The sequence below is a fragment of the Luteimonas terricola genome (genome assembly GCF_004352845.1).
Lineage (GTDB): Bacteria > Pseudomonadota > Gammaproteobacteria > Xanthomonadales > Xanthomonadaceae > Luteimonas > Luteimonas terricola.
The window spans coordinates 226,278-252,067 of sequence record NZ_SJRX01000001.1 but is presented as its reverse complement, the minus strand read 5'-3'; the positions used below and the strand labels follow the sequence as shown (position 1 = coordinate 252,067).

The window sequence follows — 25,790 nt, the reverse complement described above, 5'->3', positions numbered from 1 at the left end:
CTCAGCGGTCCTCGCGGTCGTCGCGGATCCGCTCGACCGCCGGGTCGTACTGTTCCGGCAGTGCCGCGGGCGAGTCGATGGACAGGCCCAGGTCGTGCACGCGACCGTCGCGGAGGGAATACACCCAGGCGTGCAGCGAGACCTTCTGCCCGCGCGCCCAGGCCTCGCGCACCACGGTCGATTCGGCGACGTTGATCATCTGCTCCAGCGCGTTGAGTTCGCACAGGCGGTCGTGGCGGATGGCGTGGTCGTCGAGGCCTTCGATGATCGCGCGGTGCTTGTGCTTGACGTCCTTGACGTGGCGGATCCAGTTGTCGGCCAGGCCGACGCGCTGGCCGTCGAGCGCCGCGCCCACGCCGGCGCAGCCATAGTGGCCGACCACCAGGATGTGCTCGACCTCGAGCACGTCGATGGCGTACTGGATCACCGACAGGCAGTTGAGATCGGTGTGCACCACCACGTTGGCGACGTTGCGGTGCACGAACACTTCGCCCGGGGCCATGTCGATGATCTGGTTGGCCGGCACGCGCGAATCGGAGCAGCCGATCCAGAGGTATTTCGGCTTCTGGATCTTCGACAGGCGCGTGAAGAAGCCGGGATCCTCGGCTTCGACGCGTTCGGCCCAGATGCGGTTGCGTTCAAGGAGCTCGTGCATTCGGTGCATGGGATTCCGTGGTGCTTGGGGGAAAGGGGGCGGGCGCTCAGGTCGCGATGCAGACGTTGCGCGGTTCGGTGAAGAAGCGCATGGCCTCCAGGCCACCTTCGCGGCCGAGGCCGGACTGGCCCATGCCGCCGAAGGGCGTGCGCAGGTCGCGCATCAGCCAGGCGTTGATCCAGACGATGCCGGTGCGCAGCTGCGCGCCGAAGCGGTGCGCGCGCGCCAGGTCGCGGGTCCAGACGGAGGCGGCCAGGCCGTAGTCGCCGGCATTGGCCAGCGCCAGCGCGTGGTCGTCGCCGTAGAAGGCCTGCAGGGTGGCGACGGGGCCGAAGATTTCTTCGCGGTTGCTGGCGCAGTCGGGGCCGAGGCCCTCGAACACCGTCGGCGCCACGAACCAGCCCGGGCGCTCCAGCACCGTGCCGCCGCAGAGCACGCCGCCGCCCTCGTCGCGGGCGCGTGCGATCGCCGCGACCACCTTGTCGAAGTGCGCCTGCGAGACCAGCGGCCCGAAGTTGGCGTCGCTGTCCATCGGGTCGCCGGGGCGCAGCGCCAGCACGCGCGCGACGAAGGCCTCGCGGAACTCGGCGTACACGCTGCGTTCGACCAGGATGCGCGAACCGCAGAGGCAGATCTGGCCGCTGTTCTGGAAGGCGGAGCGGACGATGGTGTCGAGGTGGTCGCGCCAGGCGCTGTCGGCGAACACCAGGGTCGGGTTCTTGCCGCCGAGCTCCAGCGAAACCTTCTTCAGCAGCGGCGCGGCGATCCCGGCGATGCGCTTGCCGACCGCGGTGCTGCCGGTGAACGAGATCGCCTTGACCGCATCGTGGCGCACGATCGCTTCGCCGACCTCGGGGCCGCCGCCGTGGACGATGTCGAGCACGCCCGGCGGCAGCCCGGCCTCGAGCGCCAGTTCACCGAGCATCGTGGCGGTCGCGGGCGTGACCTCGGAAGGCTTGGCGACCACGGTATTGCCCGCGGCCAGCGCCGGCGCGATCTTCCAGGTGAACAGGTACAGCGGCAGGTTCCAGGGCGAGATCGTGCCGACCACGCCCAGCGGCTGGCGCAGGGTGTAGTTCAGCCCGGCCTCGCCGTGGTGCGACTCGCTCGCGAACTGGGTGGCGGCGTGGGCGAAGAAGCGCAGGTTCGATACCGCGCGCGGGATCTCGGCGTCGCGCGCGAGGGCGAAGGGCTTGCCACCGTCGCGGGCCTCGGCGTGGGCGAAGTCGTCGACGCGCGCTTCCAGCGCGTCTGCCAGGCGCTCGAGGTGCCGCGAGCGCTCGCTGTTGCGCAGGCCGGCCCAGGCCGGGAAGGCTTCGCTGGCGGCTGCGACCGCGGCCTCGACGTCACCGGCATCGCCGTCGGCGACCTCGGCATACGCCTCGGCCGTTGCCGGCTCGAAGACCTCGCGCCAGCGTCCGCTGGCGGCTTCGCGGGTGGCGCTGCCGATGACGTGTGCGTAGCGTCGCATCCCGCAAGCTTACCCGCGCCGGCCCGGGCCGTCAGGACTGGCAGGCCGGGCAGAGGTAGAGCCGGCGCGATCCGACGCTCATGCGTTCGATGGCGGTGCCGCAGGCGGGGCAGGGCTGGCCTTCGCGGCCGAAGACCTGGAAGCGGAAGCCGTCGGGGGTATCGGTGAGGTAGTCGTCGCGCATGCGGTCGGCCGGCGCGATGCCGCGGGTGGCATAGCTCAGGCGCGGGATGTCGAGCAGCGCCTGCGCCAGGCGCGCGGTGCGCTCGGGGTCGAGGTCCTTCGGGCGTCGTCCGGGCCGCAGGCCGGCCGCGAACAGCACTTCCGAGCGCAGGTAATTGCCCATGCCCGCCAGGAAGCCCTGGTCGAGCAGCAGGCCACCGAGCGCTCGGCCGCGGAAGCCCGGGGACTGCAGGCGCGCGGCCACCGCGGTCGCGTCGAGCGCGGGATCAAGCACATCGGGGCCCAGGCCCAGCAGGAACGGATGCGACTCGACCTCGTCGCTGCGCCACATCGAAACGTCGGACGCCGAATACAGCAGGATCGCGCCGCGTGCGGTGTCCAGCGCCACGCGCAGCGAACGCTTCGTCTCCGGCCGTTCGCCCGCGGCAACGACTTTCCACACCCCGTACAGCTGGTTGTGGCTGTACATCGTCCAGCCGTCGTCGAAGCGGATCAGCAGGGCCTTGCCGCGGGGGGTGATCGATTCGATGCGGCGGCCGACCAGGCTGGCCTCGAAGCGTTTCAGCCCGGGGAATGCGAACCAGGCGCGGACCAGTGCTTCCCCGGCCACCGCTGCGGCGAGGCGGTCGGCGGCGCGACGGATCTCCGGGCCTTCGGGCACGGCCTCAGATCGAGGCCATGCGCCCGCCGTCGACCGCGAGGCTGACGCCGTTGACGTAGGCACCGGCCGGCGAGCACAGGAAGGCGATCACGCCGCCGGTCTCGTCGGCGGTGGCGAAGCGGCGGGCCGGGATTGCGGCCTCCATCTCGCGGCGGATGTCGTCCTCGCTGCGGCCTTCCTTCTTCGCACGGTCGCCGATGATCTGGCGGATGCGCCCGGTCTCGGTGAAGCCAGGCAGCACGTTGTTGACCGTGATGCCCTCGGGCGCCAGCTCGCGCGAGAGCGTCTTGGCCCAGGAGGCCACCGCGCCGCGGATGGTGTTGGACACGCCCAGGCCCGCGATCGGTTCGCGCACCGAGGTCGAGACCACGTTGACGATGCGGCCCCAGCGTGCATCGCGCATGCCCGGCAGCACCGCCTGCAGCAGCACCTGGTTGGCGAGCAGGTGGCGGCGGAAAGCGGCTTCGAAGGCGGCCAGCGGCGCGTCGGCCGCAGGGCCGCCCGGCGGGCCGCCGGTGTTGTTGACCAGGATGTGCACGGGGCGCCGTGCGACCACCGCGGCCACTGCTTTGGCCAGGCCGTCCGTGTCTGCACTGTCGGCAGCCGCAAAGGCGTGCTCGCGGCCACCGCCGGTGGCCAGCGCCGCCACCACGTCGCGCAACGCATCCGCGCGGCGGGAAAGCACCGTGACGCTGGCGCCCAGCGCGGCCAGTTCGATCGCGGTGGCGCGGCCGATGCCTTCGGACGCACCGCAGACCAGTGCGTGGCGTCCGGTGAGGTCGAGGTCCATGGGTGTCTCCTTGTCCGGGTGGGGTGGGGCGCTGTCAGGCGTTGCCGCCGAATGTCTGCACCATGCCGGCCTGCAGCACGCCGTCATCGTCGCCCTGCGGCGGCGTGAGCTCGCCGGGGAGGAAGCCGCGCTCGGCGGCATCCGCGTCGTCGAGGCCGTCGAGCGACACGAACTCGGCATCCATCAGCATGGCGCGCGCGGTGTCCTCGCTGTCGTAGACCAGGGTGTTGCCATCGCTGTCGAACACCTCGGCGGTACCGGCTTCGCGCACGCGCAGCCGCGCCCAGATGACCATGCGGCCGAGCGTGGCCAGCCACCACTCGTCGCGCAGGCGTCCGTCGTCGATATGGTTCATGGCGCCACCGACCACAGCCACATGATGGCGGCGCCGGATAGGCCGAAGATCACCGTCGACAGCGCCACGCGCGCCGGCGTCGCCAGGCCGGTGAAGGCCGGGTCGCCGGTCTCGCGGTAGCCGCCGGACAGCAGCCACCACATCACCGAGGGCTTGAGGAAGGCGCCTTCGCCCAGGCGCTCGCGCACCTCGGGATGGAGATCGCGCAGCTGCACCAGCGACAGCGGCCAGAAGATGATGTAGGCGCTGGCTCCCGCGATCGCGATGCCGACGAAGCACAGGGCGAAGAACAGCAGCATGGCCTCAGTACTCCGCCGTGCCGGGCGCACGCGGGTAGGGAATGGCGTCGCGGATGTTGGACAGCCCGCAGATGTAGACGATCAGGCGCTCGAAGCCCAGGCCGAAGCCGGCATGCGGCACCGTGCCGTAGCGGCGGAAGTCGCGGTACCAGTCGTAGAGCTCGCGGTCGAGCCCGAACTGGTCCATGCGCGCGTCGAGCACGTCCAGGCGCTCCTCGCGCTGCGAGCCGCCGATGATCTCGCCGATGCCCGGGGCCAGCACGTCCATCGCCGCGACGGTCTTGCCGTCGTCGTTGAGGCGCATGTAGAAGGCCTTGATGTGCTCGGGATAGTTGGTCACCACCACCGGGCGGCCGACGTGCTGCTCGGTCAGCCAGCGCTCGTGCTCGGTCTGCAGGTCCAGGCCCCATTCGACCGGGAAGTCGAACTTGTGCCCCGACTTCTGCAGCAGCTCTACCGCGTCGGTGTATTCGATGCGTTCGAACGGGGCGTTGACGAAGGATTCCAGCCGCGTGATCGCGTCCTTCTGCACGCGCTCGGCGATGAAGGCCATGTCGTCGCCGCGCTCGTCGAGCACCGCCTTGAACAGGTACTTGAGGAACTCCTCGGAGATGCGCGCGGTCTCGGCCAGGTCCGCGAAGGCGATCTCCGGCTCGATCATCCAGAACTCGGCCAGGTGGCGCGTGGTGTGGCTGTTCTCGGCGCGGAAGGTCGGGCCGAAGGTGTAGACCTTGCTCATCGACAGGCAGAAGGCCTCGACGTTGAGCTGGCCCGACACGGTCAGGAAGGTTTCCTTGCCGAAGAAGTCGCGGTCGAAATCCACGCTGCCGTCCTTGCCGCGGGGCAGGTTGGCGAGGTCGAGCGTGGACACGCGGAACATCTGCCCCGCGCCTTCGGCGTCGGAGGTGGTGATGATCGGCGTGTTGACCCAGTAGTAGCCGTTCTCGTGGAACCAGCGGTGCGCGGCCTGCGCCAGGCAGTGGCGGATGCGGGTGACCGCGCCGAACAGGTTGGTGCGCGGGCGCAGATGGGCGACTTCGCGCAGGAACTCCAGCGAATGCGCCTTGGGCTGGATCGGGTAGGTCTCGGGATCGTCCACCCAGCCGACGACTTCGATCGCCGAAGCCTGGATCTCGAAGCTCTGGCCCTGGCCTTGCGAGGGCACCAGGATGCCGGTGGCGATGACGGCGCAGCCGGCGGTCAGCCGTTTGACCTCGCTTTCGTAGTTGGCCAGCGCCGACGGCGCGACCACCTGGATCGGCGCGAAGCAGGAGCCATCGCTGACATTGACGAAGCTCAGCCCGGCCTTGGAGTCGCGCCGGGTGCGCACCCAGCCGCGGACCGTGACTTCGCCTCCGGCGGGGATCCTGCCCGCGAGCGCGTGTTCGACGCTGACCACCGTCATGCCTTGAATCCTTGGGGAAAGGGACAGATTGAAGACGGGCAGTTTACCGGACGCACCGTCCGACGGATCACCGGGCGCGACCGCCCCCACGGAGTACAATGACGCCATGGCCATCACCCTTGCCCCTGCAGCCCTCGAACGCGTGAAGGGCTATCTCGCCTCGGCGCCCGACGCCCTCGGCCTGCGCTTCGGCGTGCGCCGCACCGGCTGTTCCGGCTGGGGCTATGCGGTCGACCTCGCCCGTGCAGAAGATCCCGGCGACACCGTCTTCGAACAGGATGGCGTACGCATCTTCGTCGACGCCGACAGCCTGGAGCTGGTCGACGGCACCCGGATGGACTTCCTGAAGCAGGGCCTGAACGAACAGTTCACGTTCAGCAACCCGAAGGCTGCCGCCGAGTGCGGCTGCGGCGAGAGCTTCACCACCGACGCCGACAAGGTCGCCTGAGTCGCGGCGGGGCGGAGGGTGCGCGGGTACTCCGCCGGCTGACCACCACCGTGGTCAGCCCACGGAGTACCCACCAGCCCGCCGTCGCGCGCGCCCGCGACTGAGCCTCTCCAGAGCCTCCCCCGCCAGGCAGGCGGCTTGCGGGGGCCTCGTGCCGATGCGATACTGAGCGGCTCCCGTTTTTCGGGAGACCTTGCCCCACGGCGTCCACACAGGACCGGCCGGGGGCTATCCGGGCCCGCGGCACGCTGCCGGGGCCGATATCCACAAGGAAACAACATGCGTCATTACGAGATCGTGTTCCTGGTCCATCCGGACCAGAGCGAACAGGTGCCGGCCATGGTCGAGCGCTACAAGACCCTGATCGAAGGTGCCGAGGGCAAGATCCACCGCCTCGAGGACTGGGGCCGCCGCCAGCTGGCCTATCCGATCGACAACCTGGTCAAGGCCCACTACGTGCTGCTCAACATCGAGGCCGGCCAGCCGGTGCTCGACGAACTGGTCGAGGGCTTCCGCTTCAACGACGCCGTCCTGCGCCACATCGTGATCCGTCGCGAAGAGGCCGAGACCGAGCAGTCCCTGATCATGAAGAACAAGGACGAGAAGCCGGAGAAGACCGACCGTCCGGAGCGCGGCGAGCGCCGCCGCCGTGACGACGAAGGCGAAGGCGAGGGCGCGAAGGAAGCGCCTGCCGCCGAGCCCGAGTCCGACGACAACTCCGAAACCGCCTGAGGATCACGCACATGTCCAAGTTCTTCCGCCGCCGCAAGTTCTGCAAGTTCACCGCCGAGGGCGTCAAGGAGATCGATTACAAGGATCTCAACACCCTGCGCCAGAACGTGACCGAGAACGGCAAGATCGTTCCCAGCCGCATCACCGGCACCAAGTCGAAGTACCAGCGCCAGCTCGCCACCGCCGTCAAGCGCGCGCGCTTCCTGGCCCTGATCCCGTACACCGACAACCACAACATCTGATCCGCCGCCGCACCGCGGGGCGGCGCGGCCACCGTCCGTTCGGACAGCCACAAGTTGCGGCGCCAGCGCGCGCCGCTAACGAATACGGAGACACCCCATGGATCTGATCCTTCTCGAGAAAGTCGTGAACCTCGGCAGCCTTGGCGACAAGGTCAGCGTGAAGCCGGGCTACGGCCGCAACTTCCTGGTGCCGCAGGGCAAGGCCGTTCCGGCCACCGCCGCCAACCTGGCCGATTTCGAGGCGCGTCGCGCCGAGTACGAGGCCAAGGCCCAGGGTTCGTTGGACGACGCCAACAAGCGCCTCGCCGCGCTTGCCGACGCCAGCGTCACCATCTACGCCAACGCCTCCACCGAGGGCAAGCTGTACGGCTCGGTCGGCCCGCGTGACATCGCCGAAGCGCTGACCAAGGCCGGCACCCCGGTCGGGAAGTCCGAGGTGGTGATGGGCGAGGGTGCGTTCCGCACCGTCGGCGAATACGACGTCCTCGTGCACCTGCACGCCGACGTCGAAACCACGGTCAAGGTGGTCGTCGAACCCGAAGCCTGATCCATCGCAGGCAGGGCATCTGACGGGCGCCTCGGGGCGCCCGTCTTCGTTCCGGGGGGCCACAGTCTCGATTCCTGCGATGCCCACCGGTTATCCACAGGGTTGTCTGCAACGCTTCTCCCTCGGAGGCCGTTAGGATGACTATCCGACACATGATCAGGGGCCGCGACGACGGTCCCCCCAGGGGAGTTCCGATACCGATGAGCGCACGACCGGGCTTCCACCAGCAGGGCCGCGACTTCCAGGGGCGCGGCGAAGCCCGGATCGAGCAGCTGCGCGTGCCCCCGCAGTCGGTGGAGGCCGAGCAGGCCGTGCTCGGCGGGCTGATGCTGTCGCCCGAGTCCTACGATCGCGTCGGCGACCAGCTCGTCGAAAGCGACTTCTACCGCCGCGACCACCAACTGATCTTCCGCGCCATCAAGGAGCTCGCCGAGCGCAGTCGCCCGTTCGACGCGGTGACGCTGGGTGAGTGGTTCGAGTCGCAGGGCCAGTCCGAACTGGTCGCCGGCGGCGCCTACCTGGTGGAACTGGCCAGCACCACGCCCTCGGCCGCCAACATCGTCGCCTACGCCGAGATCGTCCGCGACAAGGCGGTGCTGCGGCAGCTGATCGAGGTCGGAACCGGGATCGTCAACGACGGCTTCCAGCCCGAAGGCCGCGAAAGCGCGGAGCTCCTGGCCAAGGCCGAGCAGGAGGTCTTCGCGATCGCCGAGGCCGGCAGCCGCGGGCGCACCGACTTCACCGCGGTCAACCAGGCCATGGCCGAGGCCTTCGACGTCCTGCAGACCCGCTACGCCAACGGCGGCGGCATCACCGGCCTGCCGACGGGCTACACCGAGTTCGACGAGATGACCGCCGGCCTGCAGCCGACCGACCTGGTGATCCTGGCCGCGCGCCCGGCGATGGGCAAGACCACCCTGGCGCTCAACATGGCCGAGTACGCGGCCATGAAGACCAAGAAGCCGGTGGCCGTGTTCTCGATGGAAATGTCGGCCAGCCAGCTGGCGCTGCGCCTGATCTCGTCGGTGGGCCGGGTCAACGCCACCCGCCTGCGCACCGGCCAGCTCGAGGACGAGGACTGGAGCCGGATCTCCAGCGCCATCCGCCTGCTGAAAGAGACCAAGATCTTCATCGACGACACCCCGGCGCTGTCGCCCGACGTGCTGCGCGCCAAGGCGCGCCGGCTCAAGCGCGAGCACGGCCTGGGCCTGATCGTGATCGACTACCTGCAGCTGATGGCGGTGCCGGGCAACAGCGAGAACCGCGCCACCGAGATCTCGGAGATCTCGCGCTCGCTCAAGGGCCTGGCCAAGGAGCTCAACGTGCCGGTGGTCGCGCTGTCGCAGCTCAACCGCTCGCTGGAGACGCGTACCGACAAGCGCCCGGTGATGGCCGACCTGCGCGAGTCCGGCGCCATCGAGCAGGACGCCGACGTGATCGTCTTCATCTATCGCGACGAGTACTACAACAAGGAAAACTCGCCGGACAAGGGCCTGGCCGAGGTCATCATCGGCAAGCAGCGAAACGGCCCGACCGGGTCGGTGAAGCTCAAGTTCTTCGGTGAGTACACGCGCTTCGACAACCTCGCCCACGACTCGGTCGGCAGCTTCGAGTAGCCGCGCGTGAGCCTGCACGCCGCCGAGCGCCCGACGCGGATCCTGGTCGACCTCGACCGCATTGCCGGCAACCTGCGCGCGATCCGCGCCCACGCCGGGGTGCCGGTGATGGCCGTCGTCAAGGCCAACGCCTACGGCCACGGCCTGGTGCCGGTGGCGCGCCACCTGCAGGCGCAGGGCGTGGAGCACCTGGGCGTCGCGTTCCCGGAAGAAGGCATCGCGCTGCGCCGTGCCGGGATCACCGTGCCGATCCTCGTGCTCGGCGGCATCTACGGCCCGCAGGTGGCGCAGTATCTCGCCCACGACCTCGAGATCACGGTGTCGTCGCTGGAGAAGCTGCGCCAGGTCGAGGCCGCGGCCGAGGCCCGGGGGCGCCGCGCCACGGTGCACCTCAAGGTCGACACCGGCATGGAGCGCATCGGCGTGCACGCCTGGACGGCCGGACCCTTCATCGAGGCCGCGGTGGCCTCGCGCTGGATCGAGCTGGCGGGCATCTACTCGCACCTGGCCTGTTCGGATGAACCCGGCTCGCCGATGACCGCGCGGCAGCTGGAGCGCTTCGAGGAAGCCTGCGCGCACTTTGGCCGCCTCGGCGTGCCGGTGCCGCCGCGGCATATCGCCAACTCCGGCGGCATCCTGCATTTCCCGGAGGCACGGCTGGACATGGTGCGCCCGGGCATCCTGCTGTACGGCGTGCTGCCAGGCGCGGAGTCGCAGCCCACGGTGGCGGTGCAGCCGGCGCTGTCGCTGGTGTCGCGGGTGGTCTACTTCAAGGTCGTGGAAGCCGGCCACGCGGTGAGCTATGGCGGCACCTGGGCGCCGGAAGCGGACACCCGCGTGGTGACGGTGCCCATCGGCTATGGCGACGGCTATCCGCGCGCGCTGTCGTCGCGCGGCACGGTGCTCATACGCGGCCGCGAATATCCGATCGTGGGCCGGGTGTGCATGGACCAGTTCATGGTCGACATCGGCCACGACAGCGCCTGGAACGAGGACGAGGTGGTGCTGGTCGGTCGCCAGGGCGATGTCCGGCTGCGCGCGGAAGACGTGGCGCATGCCGCGGGCATGATTCCCTACGAAGTGCTGGTGGGACTCAACGACCGCATCCCGCGCATATACCCTGGCGACGGCTATCTGGATGCTGAATAGGGTTGGGTGCCATCACTCCGCGGGGACGCAAACGCGGGTAGCTTGACCGCGTTCATTCACATTCCCCTGGGCACACACCGCCCGTCACAGGAGTTCCCCCGATGCGCAACTCGCCCACTATTTTCCTCGCAACCGCGGTCGCGGGTGCCGTCCTGCTCACCAGCTGCGCCAGCTATACCGGCCAGACCAGCGACCCGAACGATCCCAACCGCACCCGCAACAACGCGCTGATCGGCGCCGGCATCGGCGCGGTCGCCGGCCTGCTCAGCGGCTCCGACGCCACCGAACGCCGCCAGCGCGCGCTGGTCGGTGCCGGCGTGGGCGGCCTGGCCGGCGGTGCCGTCGGTGTCTACCAGGACCGCCAGGAGGCCGAGCTGCGTCGCCAGACCGCCGGCACAGGCATCGTCGTCGACCGCGAGGGCGACGTGATCAAGCTCAACCTGCCCGACGGCGTGACCTTCGACTTCAACAAGACCGACTTGAAGCCGCAGTTCTACCCGGCGCTGAACAACGTCGCCCGCACGCTGGCCGAGTACAACCAGACCATCGTGGAAGTGGCCGGCCACACCGACAACGTCGGCGGCGATGCGGTCAACCAGCGCATCTCCGAGCAGCGCGCCTCGTCGGTCGCCAACTACCTTGTCGGCCAGGGCCTGATGCGCGAGCGCTTCGAGATCGTGGGCTTCGGCAAGACGATGCCGATCGCGGACAACTCGACCGAGCAGGGCCGTGCCCAGAACCGTCGCGTCGAGGTTCGGGTGGTACCGCTGCGCGGCTGATCACTGGCGGCGAACGATGCAACCGGAAAGGGCTGCAGCGATGCAGCCCTTTCTTTGGCGTCCCTGTTGGGCAAGGACGAGAACCTGATGGTCTCGGTCCAGCAGAGACTGCGGGACGATGGGTTCGAAGTCTCGAGGTAGCGGCCCAGCGAGTTTCTGGTGTGGTTGACGCTGTCGTAGGCGTGCAGGTAGACCTCCTCGTACTTGACCGATTTCCACAACCGCTCGATGAACACGTTGTCGTGCCAGCAACCCTTGCCGTCCATGCTGATGGCGATGCCGTGATCCTTGAGCAGGTCGGTGAAAGCCTGGTTGGTGAACTGGCTGCCCTGGTCGGTATTGAAGATCTCCGGCGTGCCGTGGCAGGCAATCGCCTCCTCCACGGCCCTCGATGTAGAAGTCCGTGTCCATGGTGATCGACACCCGCCACGACAGCACTCACCGGCTGTGCCAGTCGAGCAGGGCCGCCAGGTAGACGAAGCCCCGGGCCATCGGGATGTAGGTGATGTCCATTGCCCAGACCTGGTTGGGCCGGTCGATCTTCAGGCCGCGTAGGAGGTACGGGTAGATCTTGTGCTGGGGGTGCTTGCGACTTTGCGGTACAACGCCTCGATACCCATCCGCCGCATCAGCGTGCCGCGTGCTTGCGGCCCACGGCAAAGCCTTTCTGGTTCAGCAGGTTGTGCGGCATCCGACTGCCGGCGAACGGCAGTTCCAGGTGCAGCTCGTCGATCCCGCGCATCAGCGCCGAGTCTTCCGCCGGGACCCGTCGTGGCAGGTAGTACACGCTGCCCCGGCTGATGCCCAGGATCTCGGCCCGTTGGGTCACTCCTCCTACTCGAAGAAGGGCATTTTGAGTGAAGAAGAAAGGCCCCGCAGAGTGTGCGAGGCCTTTCCAATACGTTCAAACAACGTACCGCTATCTTTCGCGCGGTCGCTTGATGTGGAAGTGAGAGTTGTGCACGGCATTGTAGACGAGCCGATCCTGCGGGAAACCCCACGCACCCAGCCCAGTGTCGAGCTGCTGGCCAGATGCCGTTACCGTACCATCCACCAGCAACGAGCGCGCCCAGCCGCGTGGAAGGGCTATGCCCGAGGATGTGTAGGCGCTACCCACCGCGTAGTACAGTGTTTGCGCATCGGTTGTTGACAGGATCGCCGCGAAACGCTCGCGGGTATCGGCGGTCCAACTGGTGATCGCCGCGCGGTCGTTAGCGGTCTGTTCGGCCGGCAGGGACAACACTCGAATTAACGCATTGCGCAGCCGATTGTAGTTGTCTCCGCCGCTGGTAGCGCCAGCGAACCGATATACATGGTAAAGGTCAATGTCGGTACCGACATCGTGGGTGGCGTGACCAATGTCGCGACCGTGCTCACCGGAGATGTCGTCGATGCGAGTCAACAACGTGCCGTGCTGGCTGATGAAGTCCCAAGTTCGCGCCGACAGCCAATCGTCGTGACCGCTATCGCGCATACCATAGCGCCGTGCCGGATCGCGCCAGTCAGCCGGCATCCGCCACAGCGCTCGCTTGGTTGCGCTGATGGCATCGTCGGAAACCTCGGTGCCGTCCTGCAGGTTGGCGAACACTGTGAATTTGTAAGTGATTGCATGTGCTGGTGGCGGAACTGTGTTGACCGTACCACCCGCATGGAGCGTGACGCGCACGCGCAGTGTGGTGTCATCGATCACCTGCACGTTGGCACCGGGACCTTCTTCGAAGATCTGGCCACCCGGCATCGCGCCGCTCCCATGCTGCAGCTCGGCGCGTACGCGGGTGACTTGCGCCCCGTCGGGCTTATCTAGCGTCAGCGTAAACCAGCGAGCGAGTATGTTGTTCTCGCCCTGTAAAGGCACGCTGTACGAGTTGTGATCGCCGGTGGTTTTGATCAGCCGCTCCGGAGTGACTTGCTTAACTATCAGGCGATCAGGATCATCGCTAAGGTCTGCATCGACGATCGTCGGTAGGAACGAATCAGCGACGTTGGTGACAGCGGCGGCTAGCAGCAATTCTGCCGGACCCTCGGTCGTTAGCGCGGCTACATCGAAACTCTCTTCGATGTAGCCGGTAGAACCGTCTGGAAGCCAGACTGGTGCATTGCGCAACTGCGAGTTCACGTTTCGGGCGATGTTGAATAGCTGTTGCCCAGACTGGCGCGCATGCACGCTCAGGGACCATGTGTCGTTGTAGATACTTTGCTGGTTGACGTAGTACGGATATTCCTGCGTCGCCACCTGATACCTGAGAATCACACGCTGTGTACCCTGAGACGCCGTCAGTGACCGGCTGCCGCTGACCGGTTCGTTGGCGGCACCGGCGCCGACGCGAAGATTGACAGCAGCCATCGGAGTGAGGTCGCCGTAGCCGTTCAGCTGTGCATGCAGTGCCTCGCGGTGCGCCGCTATTTCAGGGTCGTACCCGTCCGCAGAGGTCGAACTTCCGCTAGTCGCGTTGGGCAAGGACAGCAGTTCGAAGCGGGGCACGCCGTTGGCGATGTCATCGGCATGGGTCATTGTCACCCGCGCCTGGCTCGCCCGCGGCAAGAAGAAGCTCGCTTGCCCGTAGTAGTAGCGACCCGCTTCTACGGTCACGCTGTCCAAGTTGGCGTTACCCAGCGGGACCTGACCGAAGGTCAGGTGCCCCGCTCCGTCGCTGGTTCCTGCCAAGATCAGCCCCGTCCCCATAAGTTGGTAGGTCACTTGGACGCCGGCGACTGGCAGCGACGGATTCGACGGCGGTGCCACCAAGGCAACGTTGAGGGTGTACTGGCCCAAGTACAGTGGCTGCGTACCCAACAGGGTGAAGCCCAGCGCGTCTTCCGCCATCACTCGCAGGACTAGCGCCTTTCCAGGGTACTTCGCCACCGCATTGGCCACGACGGCCAGATCCGGAGGCAGCAGGCGACCAAACGCGTCCACCTGGAAGTCGTCGGTCAGGCGTTCCAAGGTATTGCCCAAGTCATCTTCGATGGCCACCTCGGCTACTGCCACCGCCGCGCGGGACGCGCCATTGTCGAGCAGGGTGATGGCGAAACTGTCGAACGTCGATGGCAGCACATCTCCGGTCATGCCGCTGACCGATAGCTGAACCGGCGAAGTAACTTCCTTGGAATCGTCCAGTATCAGCTGCAATGGCACGGTCGTGCCTTCGGACGCCACCACCGTTGCTTCCGCAATCGCCGTCGACGGCACGATGGCCTGCACCGCCACGGTGCCTGCTGGTACCGTCAACATGGCTTGGCCGTTCGCATCGGTACTGGCCAGATGGTTGCCATCGACGAACAGATATACGCCTTCACCCGCCGGTTCGCCCTTGCCGTCCGAGGTGGTCTCGTCGAAGTAGAAGACGCTGACCGCAAGTGTTGCAGTGCCGGCCGCAGGCTGCCCATTGATGCATTGGCGGAACTCCGATACGACCAATGCAATGAGGACCTTGCTTTCCTCCGACACGCCCTTAGTCGCATTACTGGCTAACAGCTGGTCCAGTGTATCCAAGCTGTTGTTGGCAGTGGACAGTTGCTTATCCTTCCAGAATGCGCGCCACGCATTGTCGAGCTTCGTCTGCAGCTTGCGTTGCTCGCCGCGACCGTCGACTTCCGTGGCGATGACCACGTTGGCGGTGTCGTAATACACCTCGCACGTATGTCCACCGGGAACTTGTGGAGACGCGTTGGCGGATGTCATTACCGTAGCCATGCCTACAACACAAAGCAGTAGTAATAAGGCCTTCGTTTGTAGCATCCCTAACAATGATCTTCGAGCGAACATGTGACCTCCACAAGATTGGTTAGAAACTGTTCCTTCGCTTGTCCTTTTGCATGCTCTGATACATTGTCTGGCTAGCGATACCACCTCCGTGTCAGTTGTGGCTCAAGATTTATTTTTTGTGACGGAGTTCCCATGATGGGTTTGACGTGGAAGAAATTAAGCTCTTCTCGATCTGATCAGCCTGTAGCGCAATGTGTCCTAATCGTTTCTTGCAGTCCATGGGATTTATTCTCAGGCATAGAGTTTTGATTGGCCGGGCTCTTTCAGACCCGCAGCCACGTCGCGTCCGACTGCCCGAAGACGAAGCATACTTTGCCAAAAGAAACGACGGCTGCCCCATCCCTACGGCTCACTTGGCCCCCACGTCCAGACCCTAGCGTGGTCACCGAATCTTGTCCATCAGTTGGCTCATCGTGCTCTCCATTCAAAGGTAGTACCTGAGCAGGAAATCACTTGGTCATTACGTGACCTTCGACTTCAACAAGACCGAGTTGAAGCCGCAGTTCTACCCGGCGCTGAACAACGTCGCCCGCACGCTGGCCGAGTACAACCAGACCATCGTGGAAGTGGCCGGCCACACCGACAACGTCGGCGGCGATGCGGTCAACCAGCGCATCTCCGAGCAGCGCGCCTCGTCGGTCGCCAACTACCTTGTCGGCCAGGGCCTGATGCGCGAGCGCTTCGAGATCGTGGGCTTCGGCAAGACGATGCCGATCGCGGACAACTCGACCGAGCAGGGCCGTGCCCAGAACCGTCGCGTCGAGGTTCGGGTGGTGCCGCTACGCGGCTGATTGCAGCCGACAACCGATCACGGAGCAAGCCAGGGGTCGCAGGGATGCGACCCCTTTTTACTGGTTCATCTCCCATCTCCTGGGAAACGGTTTCGACGAGGAGTGTCTGCTTCCTTCGCCATGCGTCGCCGTGAGCTGGAGGGCCCCGCCGTGGCCGGGAGGGCTTCGCGGCTCATGTCCCCCGGCATCCGCCTTGCGGCGGATGCCTCCTCCTTGACTTCCCCGCGAAGCCCTCCCGGCCACGACGGGGCTCGGCTTCGGCTGGAGTACGCACGATGCCCGGCTTTTACTCCCGGGCCACCGCGTACTGCTGCGCACCGGGTGCCAAGGCCCTTGAGAGCGAAGTCAAGGAGGAGGCGATGGCCGCAGGCCAGCGCCGGGGGACATGAGCACTCAAGGGCCTTGGCATCCGGCGCCCGCGCTCGCTGTATCTATAGGCGCGCCATTCCCTCAGTCGGGAGATGCACCTGTGTCATCGGCCAGGCCGGCGTTCCAGCCACCACAGAAGCCCCGCGGTCGCCAGCCAGGCGAGGAACCATGGCCAGCGGGAGGCCGGGGTTCCTGATGTCGCGGTTCCCGCGGGCCGATCCGGGCCCGCGCCGGCCAGGCGCAGGGTCGCTTCGCGTCGCATGTGCGCTTCCACGCCCGGAAGCGCGGCGGCATCGCGCACATGGAGGTGGACGGCAGCGTCGCCGTCGCCGGTGCGATGCCAGCCGGCGCGCGTCGGCCATGCGGCCGCGCAGCCGCCCGCGCCGGGATCGGGCAGCGGGTGGATGCGGGTGCCGTCCTCCGCCACCAGGGTCGCGCCGGCCTGGATGCCGCACAGGATCGCCCGTTGGCCCTCGCGCGCGATATCGATGAAGTGCGGGACCTCGGCGGCGCGCGCCCGCGCCAGGGTGCCGACCGCTTCGCTCCACAGGCGGGCGTGGCGCTCGCCATGGCCGGTGAGGACCAGGCGGAAGCTCTGGTCGAGGTTCCACGCGGCCACGCGGCCGCGTCCGGCGCCGCGCCAGAGTGCGAGCGGTTCGCCGTCCCGGTCGCGCAGCAGCGCGACGCCGTCGATGGCAGCCAGGCGCAAGGGCTGCCTGGCCAGGGCCGGCAGCGCGTTCGGGGGATCCACGGCGGTGGCCCCGACGTCGGCGCTGTCGCCCGGTGGCGACTGGGGACCGAGCCGCACTTCGTCGCCTGGAGCCGCCGCGTCGGTGTCGATCGCGAATCCCAGTTCGTGCAGCGCAGCGCGGGTTCCAGGTTCGGGCGCCGACGTGATGCGCCACAGCAGACCCAGGCCCTGCTCCACGGCGGCCAGCAGGGCGGTGCGCTGCGCTGCGGTGAGGCCGTTCCATGCGCGTTCGTCGACGATCACCAGGTCGAAGCCGGCCAGCGTGTCGGCGTCGATCGCGAGCGGTCCGTCGCCAAGGACCGCGCCGGCGCCCAGCGCCATGCGGCTCTGCAGGTGCAGGCCGGCATCGGCGGCCCAGCGTCGCAGGTACTTCACTTCCGGGTTGGGTGCGCCGGCGAGGAGGAGGATGCGCGTCTGCCCGCCCGGCACCACGTCGACCGCGACCGCTGCCTCCTCGATCACGGCGGCGTCGCCGGCGGCGCTGTCGCGCAGGCGCAGGTGCCAGCTCACGGGGCCGCGCGCGCGCGCGGGTGCCTGGAGCAAGACGCGCCCCCCGGCATCCGGAAGCGCGCGATCCTGGACGGTACCGGCGGGATCGACCAGCTCCACCACGCCGTCCCCGGCCTCGTGCACGCGTGCGACGACGCGCAGGGTGGCGCCTGCGACCACGCGCGCGGATGCCTGCAGGCCGATGAAGCCGCGCGCCGGCGGCGCAGGCTCGAATTCCAGCGCCAGGCCCTTCGCCGGATCGACGTCGCGCGCCGCGAGTCCCTCGCCGACGATGCGCAGGCGCGCCGTGGCCGGATGCATGCGCAGCGCGGTGGCGAGGTCGGGCATGCGTTCGACGCCGCCCGTGGGGGCCGGGTCTGCTTCCGGCAGCGCAACCACCCGTTCGCCGCGGCCGATCGCACGCTCCGCAAGGGCTGGATCGGCGCGTGCGGTCAGCACCACGAGGGTGGGTGCTTCGACGCTGCGCTGGGGAGGCAGCAGCGTGCAGTACAGCAAGGCCGCGCATGCGAGCTGCAGGGTGGGCAGCAGCGCCATGCGCCAACCGGCGGGACGTGCCGGCGCGGGCAGGCGCAGCCAGCGCAGGGACTGTCGGAGCGTGGCGGCAAGCACGGCCAGCGCGAGCAGCAGGCCGGCTATGGTCTCGAGGCTCATTCGCTGCGCTCCCCGCGCAGGGCGTCGAGGTAGGCACGGCCGACGCCATCGGCGGCGGTACGCGGTGCGGGTGCAGCGGGCGGCGGTGTGACCAGCGGCCAGAGCAGGCCGCGCAGGTGCTGGCGGCAGTCGTCGCAGCCGGGATCACGCGCGAACGCGTCGACCGCGGCGAGCAGGGACAGCGGATCCTCGACCCGCGCTTCGTTGGCGGAGAGCCAGGCCTGCAATGCGGCCAGGTCGGCCGGCGATACGCCATCCGCAGGCCCGTCACCGGCCGCAGCCGCGGCTTGCGGACCCAGGGCGCGCCAGACTGCCGCGGGCACGTCGTCGTCCATGGTGGCCGGCACCAGTCCGTGGCGGCGGCTGGTGATGCCTTCGCGTTCGCCTCCCAGGCGTCGGCTGAAGTCCACCGGCGGCAGCGCCGTGCCCGTGCGCGCGAGGTAAATGCGGTCGGCCTGCTGGATCTCCTTGACCAGGGCCAGCGCGCGGTTGGCGGGGGGGAGGGCGTCGCGCGGACGCGCCTGCCGCAGCGCGAGCTCGGACTGCCACATCTCGCCAAGCGCGCGGCGCAGCAGGCTGCGCGTCTTCGGGTCGAGCAGGGTCGCGGCTTCGGGGATGTCGTGGGTGTGGCCGAACTCCTCCAGCACGTCGCCCGCGACGCCGAAGCCGGCGCTGGCGGCTTCGGTGCCGGTCGACGCGGCGGCGCCATCGCCGTGGTCGTGGTCGTGGCCGTGCGCATCATCGCCACGTGCATGCGCGTCGCCGGCAGTTCGCGCGGGGCCGTCCTCCGCCTGCGCGGCCACCATGTCGCGCCAGGCCTCGGCCTCGTCCTCGGCGTCGTTGGTCGGCAGGAGCATGGGTGGCGGCGGGAGGTCTTCCGCGGCGGCAGCGGTGTCGGCTCCGGGTCCCGCCGGTGCGCCCTCGCTCTCCTCGCCGAGGAACTGGCCGTAGCGCAGGCGCAGCAGGCGCTGGTCCACCGCGATGCTGTCCGAGCCTGCGGCGAATGCCTCGGGCCGCATCCGCGGCTGCCCGGCGATCAGTGCCTCGGCGTCGATGATGATCTGGCGCTGGCTGCTGAAGTAGGCCGGCAGCACGCGCTGCAGCACGCCGTCGATGCCGCTGTCCGCGCGCGCCTGCGGAGGCGGCCAGCGCAGGATATGGCTGGCGCTGCGCGTGGACTGCGCGCGGCCGGCGCGGTTGTCGCGCACCACGAAGTGCACGATGAGGTCGTCGCCCTCGACGAGGCCGAGGCCGTCGAGATCGAGGCGGTGCTCGAAGCGCTTCAGGTGCCGGTCGCCACGCCCGGTGAGGCGGCGCACTTCGTCGCGGAAGCCGATGTTCTCGCCGCTGCCCTCGGTCATCGTCAGGTGCATCTCCGCCGACGCGGCGATGCCGTGGTCGTCCCCGGCTTCGAAGGCCAGCGTCCAGTGGCGCTGGGCGGGCGTGCGCAGGCTGAGGTTCTGCGCCGGCGCGATGACGCGGATCGATGGCGGCCGGTCGCGCGCGACGTCGATGCGGTACAGGGTGTCATCGGCCCATGGGAGCGGCGAGGTGGCGACGATGCGGTACAGGCCCGGGGTGGACGCGGTGGCTTCGCCGCGCCAATCGTCGCCCTCCCGGCGCAGTGCGATGCGGCGGCCATCGAGGAATTCCAGGGCCACGGATGCGGGCATTGGAGCGAAGCGCAGCTGCCACGCCAGCACGGCGCCTTCGGGCACGCGCGCATCGAGTGCGCTGCCGCTGCGCGGGGGCAGGCCGGTATAGGCCGGCGGCGTGATCCCGAGCGTGTGTTCGAGCAGTTGGAGTGCGCCGGGCCCGGCGTCGGCGGCGGCCGGGGTGGCGACGGCATCGACGGCCCGCGAAGGCTGCGGTGGCTGGGGTGGCCACAGCAGCGCCGCGGCGGTGAGCGCGATCGCGAGCACCGCGCCGGCTGCAATGCGTGCACGCGGCCAGGGGAAGCGCATGCCCGCGGCGTCGGGGGAAGGCAGGCGCTGCAGCACGCGCTCGCGCTGCAGGAGGGCCAGTGGCGACAGGCTGGCGGCTCGGGTGGAGAGCAGGGCGCTGCTGTCCTCGAGCGCGGGATGGGCGGCATCCAGGCGGCGCTGCAGCCAGCGGCTGTCGAGGGCACGGGCTGACCGCCATGCCAGCGCGGCGATCAGGATGGCCGCCGCCGCGGTGGCAACGCCTGCGGCCGCGGCGCCCTGCCAGCGCCATGTGCACGCGGCCACGGCCGGCAGCCAGGGCAGGGCCAGCGCCAGCACGATGGCGATGCGGCGCCGTCGCGCGACAGCCAGCAGGCCTGCGACGGGGTCCCTGCTCATGCGACGCGCTCGCGGCGCGGCCCGGCGGCGATCCAGCGCTCGATGACGAACAGCAGTGCGATCAGCAGTGCAAGCCAGGGCGACAGCTCGCGTGCGCCCTGCGGCCACGGTCCGACCGCGCCCACGAGCGGGGCATGCTCGGCCGCGACGACCCGCGATGGCGGCGCTGGCGGCACCAGCACGGCGCGCAGGCGATGCGGGAAATCGGCTTCAAGCAGCGCCGGCACGGCGTCCGGTCGCAGCGGCCGGGTCCACTGCAGCGCGCGTCCGTGGCCCAGCACGGCGCCCTGCAGCAGTGCATGTCCATCGGGGTCGCGCCAGTGGGCGACTGCGCCTTCAAGCCCCTGCAGGGTCGCGTCATGGGAGAGCAGGGCGGTGCCGCCCGACTCGACCCAGGCGAGCACGGCGGGCGGGACTTCGCCCGGGGCGAGCCATGCGAGCACGTCGGTGTCGCTGGCGGGTGGAAGGAGGCCGCTGTCCTTGTCGATGGCGGCCAGGTCGACCGCGGCTTCGTCGCTGGATGCGTCCACGCCTCCGGCCGCACCTGCGTTCCACGCAAGGGCGGCGGCGCGCAGGTAGCGCGCTGAGGCCGCGCGGTCGGGCGCATGCCGGATCGTGAGCCGCGGCGCCTGCGCGGGGTCGTGCGTCGCATGCGGCGCCGGAGCATCGGTGGTCGGAATCGCGGGTGCTTCGACCACGCGCCAGTCCACCGCGCGCGACAGCCGCGGACGCTCCGCGTCGACACCTTCCAGCACCGGTGGCACCAGGACCGTGAGCGCTGCGCCCGCGGGCATGCGCATGTCGAGTTGGCGCAGCAGGCTCGAGATCGCATGGGCCGTGGAGGGCGACGGTGCGGATGGCGACGCCGGGTCCGCGGCGGGGAAGCCCGGGACCAGCCAGCGCCACTCGGCCTCGACGCCGGGATTCACCGTCGTTGCGGCGCTGCCACCAGCGTCGGGCCGCGTCGCTTCGAGCAGCGCGGCCGGCGCCAGGCCCGGCACTGCGACGATCCACGGCCTGTCGTCGTCCGTGCCGTACAGCACCGGCCGCGCCAGCAGCAGCGCCAGCAGCGCGACCAGCAGCAGGCGCAGCGCCAGCAGCAGCCATTCCTCGAAGCGGACGCTGCGTCGCGGCCGCAGGCGCGTGGACAGCCAGCGCAGCGCGGCGAAGTCGACCGGCCGACGTTCCTCGCGCCGCGCCAGGTGCAGCAGCAGCGGCAGCAGCAGCGCCGCCAGCGCGGCCAGGCCCGCGGGCAGGAGCAGCGCCGGGATCACCGGCCCGCTGCGCCGCCGCGCGCATCGTCCGCGAACAGCCGGCGCAGCGGCAGGTCCAGCGCTTCGTCGAGCACGTATTCGACCTGGCGCACGCCCGCGGCCGCGAGGTACGCCGACTGCTCGCGTCGCGCAGCCCCGAAGCGCTCCAGGAACCCGGCGCGCATCGCGGCACCGTCGCCGCGGAGTTCGGCACCGCCTTCGACGTCGCGGAACAGGTGGCCGCCCTCGAAGGGAAAGTCGCGCTCCTCCACGGTCAGCACGCGGATCACCAGCACTTCCCGGCGCGCGGCGGCCAGGCGTTCGGCCAGGCGCAGGGCGGCGGCGTCGAAGCCGTCGGTCAGCAGCAGCACCAGGTCGCGCGGCGCGACGCGTTCGTACAGCGGGGCCAGTGCGGCGTCGGACGGCCAGCCACCGCCCGTGCGCAGCGCGCCCAGCGCCAGTAGGCACCGATCACGATGCCGCGGACCGGCGGCGGCCGTGTGCAGCGCCAGCCCGTCGCCGTTGATCGCCGCCAGCCCGAAGCGGTCGCCCTGGCGCAGGGCGATGTCGATCGTTGCCGCGGCCAGGCCGCGGGCCGCGTCCAGTCGCGACCAGCCGGGCCGCGCGCCGTCGGCCTGCGCCATCGATGCGCTGGCGTCGACCACGATCCAGGCCGTCAGCGGGCTGTCGCGCTCGGCCTCGCGCACGAAGTAGCGGTCCGAACGCGCGTACAGCTTCCAGTCCACCTGGCGCAGCTCGTCGCCGGGTTCGTAGGCGCGGTACTGCGCGAACTCGAGCCCGGCGCCGCGGCTGCGGCTGGCGTGCTGGCCGAAGCCGCGGTCGCCGATGGCCGAGCGCGGCACCAGGGCCAGCTGGCGGAGCCTGGCGCGGACGTCGGCCGGCAGGAATCCGTGGGTCGCCATGCTTCGCGCCGCGCGCTCAGGCGCCGGGCGCGGGTACCGCGCGCAGCAGCGCCGCCACCACGTCGTCGGCGTCCTTCTGCTCGGCCTCGGCGGCGAATGAAAGCAGCAGGCGGTGGCGCATCACCGGGGCGGCCAGCGCGTGCACGTCGTCGCGGGTCGCGGAGTAACGCCCGTGGAGCAGGGCGCGCGCCTTCGCTGCCAGCACCAGCGACTGGCCGGCGCGCGGGCCCGCGCCCCAGCGCACCCAGTCGCGCACCGCCTGCGGTGCGTCCGGGCCCGGGCGGCTCGCGCGCACCAGGCGCGTGATCCATGCCAGCAGGTCCTCGCCCAGGTGCACTTCGCGCACCAGCGCCTGCAGCGCCAGCACCTCGTCGCCATCCATCACCTGCGTCACCTCGGCCGCGTGGCTGCCGGTGGTCTGCAGCAGGATCTCGCGTTCCTCGGCCTCGTCGGGGTAGTCCACGCGTACGTGCAGCAGGAAGCGGTCGAGCTGCGCCTCCGGCAGTGGATAGGTCCCGGCCTGCTCCAGCGGGTTCTGGGTGGCGAGCACGAAGAACGGCGAGGGCAGGGCGTGGGTGGTGCCGGCATAGCTCACGGTGCGCTCCTGCATCGCCTCCAGCAGCGCGGCCTGGGTGCGCGGCGGCGTGCGGTTGAGCTCGTCCGCCAGCAGCAGGTGGGTGAACACCGGGCCGCGCTGGAACTTGAAGCTGCGGCGTCCGGTGCCGTGGTCCTCCTCGAGGATCTCGGTGCCGAGGATGTCGCTGGGCATCAGGTCGGGAGTGAACTGGATGCGGCGGAAGCCGAGGTCGAGCGCCTGGCCGAGCGAGCGCACGAGCAGGGTCTTGCCCAGGCCGGGCACGCCCTCGAGCAGGCAGTGGCCGCCGGCGAACAGGGCGACGAGCATCTGCTCGACGACCGCGTCCTGGCCGACCACGGCCTTGCCGATCGCGGCGCGGAGGAGGGTGAGCCGGTCGAGCTGCTCCTGGACCCGGGATTCGAAGGTGGGCTGGTTCATGGGCGAGTGCTTGGGGGTTCCAGGTTCTGGTGGGTGGCCGGCGAGCGCGTCATGCACCGAGGGCGTAGATGACGATGTTGACCGCGAACTTCGTGTTGTCCTCGGCGAGGAAGCGCTTGTTGCGCCAGTCGTAGTCCCACTCGCAGCCGTAGTCCTTGTTGCTGTAGAGCACGCCGAGCCGGCCGTCGATCTCGATGCCCTTGAGGTAGTCGTGGATCAGGTCGTCGCCCCAGCCGTTGAGCTCGTAGCTCGTGGCCGGCGGGCCGTCGGGGAAATGGAAGAAGCTCGAATACAGCCGGTGGCTGTCGGGCAGCTTGCGCATCGCCGTGGCGCCGAAGATGTCGGCCATCTGCCGCTCGAAGGACTTCGCGAACAGCCCGTCGATGTCGTGGTTGCAGTCGTCGACGAAGACGAAGCCGCCGTTGCGCACGTAGCGCTCGAAGTTGCGGCGCTCGTCGGGGTTGAACTCCACCAGCTTGTGGCCGGCGAGGTAGCAGAACGGCGCCAGCAGCATCTTCGGATCGGCCAGCGCGACCACGTGTTCCTTCGGGTCCACGCGCAGGCCGGTGTAGTCGACCAGGGCCGTGGCCACGTTGGCCGGCATGCGCTGGTCGACGTCCCAGTCGCCGGAGTCGTACTTCAGGCGGGTGAACCAGAAGTCGTAGCCGGGATTGCCGCGCGCCGCCGGAGCGAGGGCGGCGCCGGCAATGCCGGCGGCCAGCAGCCGCAGGACTCCGCGGCGGTCCACGTCGCCCCGGCCCCCGCCCTCAGACCGCGTCCGAGAGCGAGGTGAAGGTGAAGTCGCGCAGGCGCATCGGTGGCACCATCATGCTGAAGCGCGACTCGTCGCCGCTGACGCGCACGGGCTTGCCGAGCTCGTCGATGTTGTTGAGCATGATCACCGGCGATTCGTTGAAGCGGAAGTTCTTCAGCGGGTATTTGATCTCGCCGTCCTCGATGTAGAAGGTGCCGTCGCGGGTCAGGCCGGTCAGCAGCACCGTCTGCGGATCCACCATGCGGATGTACCAGGTGCGGGTGACCAGGATGCCGCGCTCGGTGCCGCGCACGAGGTCCGAGGTCGAGGCCTCGCCGCCGGACATGATCAGGTTGCCCGGGCGCGCGACCTCCTGCCGGCCCTGCTGCTTCGCCCAGTAGCGCGAGTACAGCAGGTTGGCGATCTTGCCCTGGTCGATGATCGGCATGCGCGTACGCGGCAGGCCCTCGCCGTCCCAGGGCATGACCGGCGCTTCCTCGTTCCACGGATCCGCCCAGATGCTCACGCGCGGGTCGTAGACCTGTTCGCCGAGCTTGTTGCCGCCGCCCTTCTTCGACAGGAAGCTGCGGCCCTCGTCGGCCTGGCGGGCGTCGAAGAAGTTCATCATGAAGGAGACCAGGCCGGCGGCCGCGTGCGGCTCCAGGATCACGGTGTACTTGCCCGGCTCAAGCGCGCGCGCATTCGCCGAGGCGCTGGCCTTGCGGATGGCCGTGCGGACATCGCGGCCGGCGTCGAAGGGGCCGATGCCGGTGACGTTGCGGCCGACCCAGCCCGAGCCGGTGCCGTCCTCCGTGCGCACGGTGCAGGTGTAGTCGGCGCTGGTCGAGGTCTGGTAGCCGAAGTTGCCGTTGCTGTTGGCGAACGCTGTGAAGCCGCGGTTGTCCTCCAGGAAGCCCGCGGCGATGAGATCGTCCGCGCGGCTGGGGAGGATCGAATCCGCAGCGACCTGGGCGCGGTACTCGGGGGTGATGGCCGCGGTGGCGTCGTCCCAGGTGGCGCTTGGCCTGTATTCCTGCCTGCCGATAGCGGGCATGAACTCGGGGTTCTCGGGCGCGAGCCGGGCGAGGTCTTCGGCACGGCGCACCACGCGCTCGAGCGAGGCGTCGTCGAACTCGTTGATGCTGGCGGTGCCGACGCGCTTGCCGAAGGCGACCTGCACGGCCAGCTCGGTGTTGTCGACGATGCCGCTGGTGGAGACGTTGTTGAGCGCGAAGCGGATGTTGCCGGCGGTGGAGCCGGACAGCGTCGCGGTGCACTCGTCGGCCGTCGACAGCGCGACGACCTTGTCGAGGATCGCCTTGGCCTGGGCTTCGGTGAGGATGGGCATGGTGTT

22 protein-coding genes and 2 pseudogenes are annotated in these 25,790 nt (G+C 69.2%); 8 read left to right on the top strand and 16 right to left on the bottom strand.

The window, feature by feature from the left end; all coding sequences use genetic code 11:
• Window position 1: 1 nt before the first annotated feature.
• Genes can through asnS form a run of 7 tightly spaced genes read right to left on the bottom strand, consistent with a single transcriptional unit; the run spans window position 2 to window position 5,819 of the window.
• Entirely contained in the window at window positions 2–664 is a 663-nt protein-coding gene (gene can / locus E2169_RS01230) for a carbonate dehydratase (protein ID WP_132984802.1), read from the bottom strand.
• A 37-nt stretch (window positions 665–701) separates the two neighbouring features.
• Complete coding sequence (locus E2169_RS01225; RefSeq protein ID WP_132984801.1) at window positions 702–2,126, bottom strand: aldehyde dehydrogenase; 1,425 nt, start codon at window positions 2,124–2,126, stop codon at window positions 702–704.
• A 31-nt stretch (window positions 2,127–2,157) separates the two neighbouring features.
• Window positions 2,158–2,970 (bottom strand): endonuclease VIII, encoded by an 813-nt coding sequence (gene nei / locus E2169_RS01220; RefSeq protein ID WP_132984800.1) that lies wholly within the window; start codon window positions 2,968–2,970, stop codon window positions 2,158–2,160.
• 4 nt (window positions 2,971–2,974) lie between these two features.
• Complete coding sequence (locus E2169_RS01215) at window positions 2,975–3,760, bottom strand: SDR family oxidoreductase (RefSeq protein ID WP_132984799.1); 786 nt, start codon at window positions 3,758–3,760, stop codon at window positions 2,975–2,977.
• Window positions 3,761–3,794: 34 nt separating this feature from the next.
• Window positions 3,795–4,115 carry a hypothetical protein gene (locus E2169_RS01210; RefSeq protein ID WP_132984798.1) on the bottom strand — a complete coding sequence of 107 codons (321 nt, stop codon included), beginning with the start codon at window positions 4,113–4,115 and terminating at the stop codon, window positions 3,795–3,797.
• A complete protein-coding gene (locus tag E2169_RS01205) occupies window positions 4,112–4,414 on the bottom strand; it encodes a hypothetical protein (RefSeq protein ID WP_132984797.1) in 303 nt (100 codons plus the stop codon). Before E2169_RS01205 ends, E2169_RS01210 begins: the two co-directional genes overlap by 4 nt.
• A 4-nt stretch (window positions 4,415–4,418) precedes the next feature.
• Complete coding sequence (gene asnS, locus E2169_RS01200; protein WP_132984796.1) at window positions 4,419–5,819, bottom strand: asparagine--tRNA ligase; 1,401 nt, start codon at window positions 5,817–5,819, stop codon at window positions 4,419–4,421.
• A 106-nt stretch (window positions 5,820–5,925) separates the two neighbouring features.
• Here asnS and E2169_RS01195 point away from each other — a divergent pair, with 106 nt between their 5' ends.
• The 7 genes from E2169_RS01195 to E2169_RS01165 all read left to right on the top strand — a co-directional run bounded on the left by E2169_RS01195 (window position 5,926) and on the right by E2169_RS01165 (window position 11,332).
• Window positions 5,926–6,267 (top strand): HesB/IscA family protein, encoded by a 342-nt coding sequence (locus E2169_RS01195; RefSeq protein WP_132984795.1) that lies wholly within the window; start codon window positions 5,926–5,928, stop codon window positions 6,265–6,267.
• Between the two features lie 279 nt (window positions 6,268–6,546).
• Window positions 6,547–6,999 (top strand): 30S ribosomal protein S6, encoded by a 453-nt coding sequence (gene rpsF / locus E2169_RS01190; protein WP_132984794.1) that lies wholly within the window; start codon window positions 6,547–6,549, stop codon window positions 6,997–6,999.
• Window positions 7,000–7,010: 11 nt separating this feature from the next.
• Window positions 7,011–7,241: a 30S ribosomal protein S18 gene (gene rpsR, locus E2169_RS01185; protein ID WP_132984793.1), complete on the top strand. Its 231-nt coding sequence runs from the start codon at window positions 7,011–7,013 to the stop codon at window positions 7,239–7,241.
• 97 nt (window positions 7,242–7,338) lie between these two features.
• Window positions 7,339–7,788, top strand: a complete 450-nt coding sequence (gene rplI, locus E2169_RS01180) for a 50S ribosomal protein L9 (protein WP_132984792.1) — start codon at window positions 7,339–7,341, stop codon at window positions 7,786–7,788.
• A gap of 200 nt (window positions 7,789–7,988) precedes the next feature.
• Window positions 7,989–9,404 (top strand): replicative DNA helicase, encoded by a 1,416-nt coding sequence (locus tag E2169_RS01175; RefSeq protein WP_132984791.1) that lies wholly within the window; start codon window positions 7,989–7,991, stop codon window positions 9,402–9,404.
• A 6-nt stretch (window positions 9,405–9,410) separates the two neighbouring features.
• The gene (alr, locus tag E2169_RS01170; RefSeq protein ID WP_132984790.1) at window positions 9,411–10,553 is read left to right on the top strand and encodes an alanine racemase; all 1,143 of its coding nucleotides are present in this window, start codon (window positions 9,411–9,413) and stop codon (window positions 10,551–10,553) included.
• A gap of 101 nt (window positions 10,554–10,654) precedes the next feature.
• Window positions 10,655–11,332: a YiaD family glycine zipper/OmpA-like lipoprotein gene (locus tag E2169_RS01165; protein WP_132984789.1), complete on the top strand. Its 678-nt coding sequence runs from the start codon at window positions 10,655–10,657 to the stop codon at window positions 11,330–11,332.
• Between the two features lie 122 nt (window positions 11,333–11,454).
• Here the strand turns inward: E2169_RS01165 and E2169_RS01160 are convergent.
• Both E2169_RS01160 and E2169_RS01155 read right to left on the bottom strand, forming a co-directional pair.
• A pseudogene (locus tag E2169_RS01160) lies at window positions 11,455–12,161 on the bottom strand (IS3 family transposase); the annotation flags it as partial.
• Between the two features lie 90 nt (window positions 12,162–12,251).
• Window positions 12,252–14,963: a hypothetical protein gene (locus E2169_RS01155; RefSeq protein WP_132984788.1), complete on the bottom strand. Its 2,712-nt coding sequence runs from the start codon at window positions 14,961–14,963 to the stop codon at window positions 12,252–12,254.
• A 599-nt stretch (window positions 14,964–15,562) separates the two neighbouring features.
• Here E2169_RS01155 and E2169_RS01150 point away from each other — a divergent pair.
• Window positions 15,563–15,889 (top strand): annotated as a pseudogene (locus E2169_RS01150) (OmpA family protein); the annotation flags it as partial.
• 472 nt (window positions 15,890–16,361) lie between these two features.
• On the opposite strand, the gene E2169_RS01145 reads toward E2169_RS01150, so the two are convergent.
• From E2169_RS01145 to E2169_RS01115, 7 genes are read right to left on the bottom strand one after another with little or no spacing between them, the layout of a single operon-like run.
• Window positions 16,362–18,170, bottom strand: a complete 1,809-nt coding sequence (locus E2169_RS01145; protein ID WP_132984786.1) for a hypothetical protein — start codon at window positions 18,168–18,170, stop codon at window positions 16,362–16,364.
• Entirely contained in the window at window positions 18,167–20,491 is a 2,325-nt protein-coding gene (locus E2169_RS01140) for a DUF4175 domain-containing protein (RefSeq protein WP_229659122.1), read from the bottom strand. The genes E2169_RS01145 and E2169_RS01140 overlap by 4 nt, the downstream gene beginning before the upstream one ends.
• Complete coding sequence (locus E2169_RS01135) at window positions 20,488–21,765, bottom strand: BatA domain-containing protein (RefSeq protein ID WP_132984785.1); 1,278 nt, start codon at window positions 21,763–21,765, stop codon at window positions 20,488–20,490. Before E2169_RS01135 ends, E2169_RS01140 begins: the two co-directional genes overlap by 4 nt.
• Entirely contained in the window at window positions 21,762–22,667 is a 906-nt protein-coding gene (locus E2169_RS01130) for a DUF58 domain-containing protein (protein WP_132984784.1), read from the bottom strand. The genes E2169_RS01135 and E2169_RS01130 overlap by 4 nt, the downstream gene beginning before the upstream one ends.
• Before the next feature lie 16 nt (window positions 22,668–22,683).
• Window positions 22,684–23,682: an AAA family ATPase gene (locus E2169_RS01125; protein ID WP_132984783.1), complete on the bottom strand. Its 999-nt coding sequence runs from the start codon at window positions 23,680–23,682 to the stop codon at window positions 22,684–22,686.
• Between the two features lie 49 nt (window positions 23,683–23,731).
• On the bottom strand, window positions 23,732–24,430 hold the full coding sequence (locus E2169_RS01120) for a DUF4159 domain-containing protein (protein WP_132984782.1): 699 nt from the start codon (window positions 24,428–24,430) through the stop codon (window positions 23,732–23,734).
• Window positions 24,431–24,449: 19 nt separating this feature from the next.
• On the bottom strand, window positions 24,450–25,784 hold the full coding sequence (locus tag E2169_RS01115; RefSeq protein WP_132984781.1) for a TldD/PmbA family protein: 1,335 nt from the start codon (window positions 25,782–25,784) through the stop codon (window positions 24,450–24,452).
• Window positions 25,785–25,790 lie beyond the last annotated feature (6 nt).